We start from the raw sequence: 3569 nt of genomic DNA on the forward strand, positions 1-3569 counted from the left end.
ACCGGTGTGGCGCGCGGCCTCCAGGCGGGCGAGGCGGCGTTCGAGGTCGATGAGGCTCATGGTCTAGCTCCAGGATGGCGCAGGACAGGCCAGTCCGCGCGGATCGTCAGGACCGGCCAGCCGCGGCGGTGCTCGCCTCGCCCGATCATGTCGGCGAGCCGCGGGGCGGTGTCCTCGCCAGGGGCGGCGTATAGGACGGCCGCACGGGGCATCACGGCGGGATCGCGGCCACCCCGGATGCGTTCGATGCGGTCCAGGCGGCGGCGGATGTCAGCGAGGCTCATGCGAACAACCCATCATTCGGCACGTAGCGATCGAGCCAAGCCTGAAATTTGGCGCGATGAATGGGGTACTGCACATGCGGCGCGGTCTCGCCGGTGAGGCATGTCGGGCATTCGCACGCTCGGACTAGGCCGGTGCCAGGAGCGGCCCAGTGCGTCTTGACGTGGGGGTTCTTGCGGATAGCGAGCATTCGGAGGTCGCCGGTCAGATCGCGGCTCTCACGGCGCATGATGCGGATGCGCACGTCCGTATCGTCGAGGTCAGATAGATCCTCGCCCTTGGCTGCCGCTGCTGCACGTTCGCGTCGCACTGCCTCGATCTCGAAGGTCTCGATCAGGATCTCCAGCTCGCGGTCGGCGAACTTCTCCTCGTGCTTCCGGCCGAGCAGCACCCAGCGGGAGAGCGGTGCTGGCGTGTCGTCGGGCCAGACCAATGCAACGGCCTCGTCTCGGGGCGCGACGGTGCCGATGTCTCGTGCGTGTTGCAGAGCGCCGTTGGCTTTGGCGCGGGTGATGCCCCACGCGAGGTAGATGGCGGCGCTACCGGTACGGCACTCCTCCAGCTTCCGCAGGCGGCGCTCGAGGCTGGCGAGGTTGGCGCTCATCCATTGGCTTCCTCCAGGCGGGCGAGCCGTTCCGCCATCTGGGCGGCCGTGATCGCCTCGATGTGGGCGGACACCGCCTTGCCGATGTCGGCGGCCTCGCTGGGCGTGATCTCACCGGAGGCTACGGCTCGCAGCATGGCCTCCGTCGCCTTGGGCAGATCGGCCGCGCTCTCGATCGTCGGCAGGTCGAAAGAGATGGACCGGTCGCGGCGCGGGGACAGCAGGCGGTCGAGGCACAGCTTCATCGCCGGCCCGTCGCCGTCTAGCGCCATGGCAATCGCACGGCGGGACAGGGCCTCCGCCTCGCCCTCGAAGATGGCCTCCAGGGCCAGCGTAGAGCGATTGCGCGAACCGCGGGGGCGGCCAGCGGGGTTGCCGCTGCGGCCTTCCTCGAACTGGCTGTCCTCTCTCGGCATCGGTCAAGCTTTCGGGCGAGCGACCTGTAAACAACAGGCGAAAAACAGGTCGGATGTATAGCATCAGCTATGAGATTTCACGACCGTCTCTTTCGCATGGTGCGGACCACGAACATCGACCTGCAGGGAGACGGAGGCGCTTCACCGGGCGATGCTGCGGCGGCTCGGGCAGTCTCGCGGGGTAGACGGGGCGGTACATCAGGGCCGCCCGCGCGTCCGCCTAGAACCGGGGCAGTGGTACCGGTCGGCGCGTACCAATGGAGGCGCTCCAGTTCATTGTCCGGCTTAATAATGCCCTTGGTAACTCCGGGGCAGCTATGATTGATCTTGGACGGTACGCAGAGCTCTCGCCGTCGCGGCAGGCCTCCATGAGCGAGCGGTACCTGTTTCGATCCGATTGGCGCCCGTCGAGCCGCCGCATCCTGCTGGCTGGCCTGCTCGGGCACTATGCCGCCGCCTACTGCTTCTGCGCGTCGACGATGCTCGCCGGCTTCGTCAACGACCTCCAGACGCAAGGGATGGTGGTATTTACGGGCGCGACTTGGAGCCGAGCATTCGAAGTTCTTTGGACAGCCCCGGTGGTGACCGCTCTCCTCGGGCTGTGGGGGGCCGTTCTGATCAGCCCGACGTTGCTGATCACGTTGCCTGCCACGAGCTGGGCTGCACGCAAGCTCAATGCAGGGTTGCCCTCGACAACAGCCATCGGCATCGTACCGGGCGCCCTGGTGGGCCTCATCGTGTTCGGGGTCACGCCACGTGTCGAGACCGGCTTCATCTGCGCGTCCGCCGTGGGTGGCGCCGCTTTCGCGCTGATCGTCTGGCTGCTCTGCATCAGGCCGCGACGACCTTACCGGTGAGACCAACGTGTGGTCGGTCATGTGCTGCCCTCTCAGTCTCAGCCATCACAGCCGAGACGGTCGACAGTGAAGCCGACCGGCTCGCCATCTCGCGATCGGCGAGACCGTCGGCGACGAGGGTGCGGATCACGGCGTGCCGCTCGGCGCGAGGCGGACGATGGAACTGACACTTCCATCACGGCTATTTACCCACGTTCATCATCGGCATCGTGCCGCCCGGCACCATCGTGGTCGGTAGCTTGCCATCCCAGCGCTCTGCCTGGGTGAGTGCCACGAGGCCGGGGTTCGAGCCGAGCGCTTCTGCCCGAGCCCGGATTGCGCTCGCCTCCGCGTCACCCCGCAGCTTCGTCGCATCGGCCTCAGCTTGAGCGCGCTGCCGGATCGCATTCGCCTCGGCGCCGGCTTTTGTGCCGACGATCTCGGCCTGGACCTTCTCGCGGAGCGCATTCTGCTTGAGCCGGTCGACCTCGACGGAAGCCTGCATTCGCTGTTCGATGGACCGCATGTACTCCGGCGAGAACTGAATATCCTCGATCTGCACGGCCTCGATCACGATGGGCGCGTTCATGCCGCCGATCGCCTCGTGGATGGCGCTGGCCATCTGCGCGTTAAGCCGAACCCGATCCTGCACGGCCGTCACCGCGTCGAACTGGCCAAACACGTTCTTGGACTGCTCCAGCACCTTCGGCTCGACGACGCGGTCCTCCAAGTTCGCGGTCGACGTGAACCGGCTGTAGACCTCCGACACCCGGTCGGTTGGCACGTGGTAGAGCACGGACAGCTTCATCACCGCGGGCTGCTGATCGCGCGAGTAGGCCTCCATCTTGTCGAACTCGACCCGGTGGGACTCGACGCTGATCGACACGGCCGTCTGAACGAACGGCAGTTTCCAGTGCAGGCCAGGATCCGCCTCGCCGACCACGGCGCCGTTCGTGAGCAACACCACTCGCTCGCGCTGGTCGACCGTGTAACAATGTCGCTGAGCGCGGTGATCTCGATGACGGTTGCACCATAGCCGCCGTCACCGACGAGACAGGTCCCAATTCCCCAGCCGTGTTCACGGCAGATTTCCGCAGCATGCCGATGATCATGCCGTGTGCTCCCCATCAGGGCGTGACGCCGCGCACGGAGGGCGATCCACCGCGCACAACCATCGCGCTGTCGGAGAGCGCCGAAGCGTTCGTCTGATAGCTGGCCGTTGTCAGGTGGGAGTTCGCCACCTGGCCGGCCATCAACATGGTCAGCGCTGCCAGCATCAGTCCTGCACTGCCAATCACCCCGTAGAACATCGGTAAATCGGGGCCACCATGCTGACCATTCTGACTCGAATGCCGTTCTGCCACCTAAAAACCTCGCTGATCCACAATTGCGGATCCGCAGGAGCAACGGGCGCTCTACCCGATAGGTCCT

General features: G+C 65.9%; 5 protein-coding genes and 1 pseudogene. 1 reads left to right on the forward strand and 5 read right to left on the reverse strand.

Annotation, left to right across the window (positions count from 1 at the left end):
• Positions 1–56 precede the first annotated feature (56 nt).
• The 3 genes from MKK75_RS03720 to MKK75_RS03730 are packed head-to-tail and all read right to left on the reverse strand — an operon-like array spanning position 57 to position 1302.
• Positions 57–284, reverse strand: a complete 228-nt coding sequence (locus tag MKK75_RS03720; RefSeq protein ID WP_244041286.1) for a hypothetical protein — start codon at positions 282–284, stop codon at positions 57–59.
• Positions 281–886: a hypothetical protein gene (locus tag MKK75_RS03725; protein ID WP_244041287.1), complete on the reverse strand. Its 606-nt coding sequence runs from the start codon at positions 884–886 to the stop codon at positions 281–283. The genes MKK75_RS03720 and MKK75_RS03725 overlap by 4 nt, the downstream gene beginning before the upstream one ends.
• Complete coding sequence (locus MKK75_RS03730) at positions 883–1302, reverse strand: DUF5681 domain-containing protein (protein WP_244041288.1); 420 nt, start codon at positions 1300–1302, stop codon at positions 883–885. Before MKK75_RS03730 ends, MKK75_RS03725 begins: the two co-directional genes overlap by 4 nt.
• 368 nt (positions 1303–1670) lie before the next feature.
• Here MKK75_RS03730 and MKK75_RS03735 point away from each other — a divergent pair, with 368 nt between their 5' ends.
• Positions 1671–2159, forward strand: coding sequence for a hypothetical protein (locus tag MKK75_RS03735; protein WP_244041289.1), 489 nt, complete (start codon positions 1671–1673; stop codon positions 2157–2159).
• Positions 2160–2340: 181 nt separating this feature from the next.
• On the opposite strand, the pseudogene MKK75_RS03740 reads toward MKK75_RS03735, so the two are convergent.
• Positions 2341–3114: pseudogene (locus tag MKK75_RS03740) on the reverse strand (prohibitin family protein); the annotation flags it as partial.
• Positions 3115–3265: 151 nt separating this feature from the next.
• A complete protein-coding gene (locus tag MKK75_RS03745; RefSeq protein WP_244041291.1) occupies positions 3266–3448 on the reverse strand; it encodes a hypothetical protein in 183 nt (60 codons plus the stop codon).
• Between the last annotated feature and the right edge of the window lie 121 nt (positions 3449–3569).

It is taken from the genome of Methylobacterium sp. J-030, from assembly GCF_022829545.1.
In the GTDB taxonomy this organism is placed as follows: domain Bacteria; phylum Pseudomonadota; class Alphaproteobacteria; order Rhizobiales; family Beijerinckiaceae; genus Methylobacterium.

What these genes read in the sequence shown, in the direction of transcription:
- MKK75_RS03720 (WP_244041286.1), bottom strand. Translation starts at nt 284, where the DNA reads ATGAGCCTCGCTGACATCCGCCGCCGCCTGGACCGCATCGAACGCATC.
- MKK75_RS03725 (WP_244041287.1), bottom strand. Translation starts at nt 886, where the DNA reads ATGAGCGCCAACCTCGCCAGCCTCGAGCGCCGCCTGCGGAAGCTGGAG.
- MKK75_RS03730 (WP_244041288.1), bottom strand. Translation starts at nt 1,302, where the DNA reads ATGCCGAGAGAGGACAGCCAGTTCGAGGAAGGCCGCAGCGGCAACCCC.
- MKK75_RS03735 (WP_244041289.1), top strand. Translation starts at nt 1,671, where the DNA reads ATGAGCGAGCGGTACCTGTTTCGATCCGATTGGCGCCCGTCGAGCCGC.
- MKK75_RS03745 (WP_244041291.1), bottom strand. Translation starts at nt 3,448, where the DNA reads ATGTTCTACGGGGTGATTGGCAGTGCAGGACTGATGCTGGCAGCGCTG.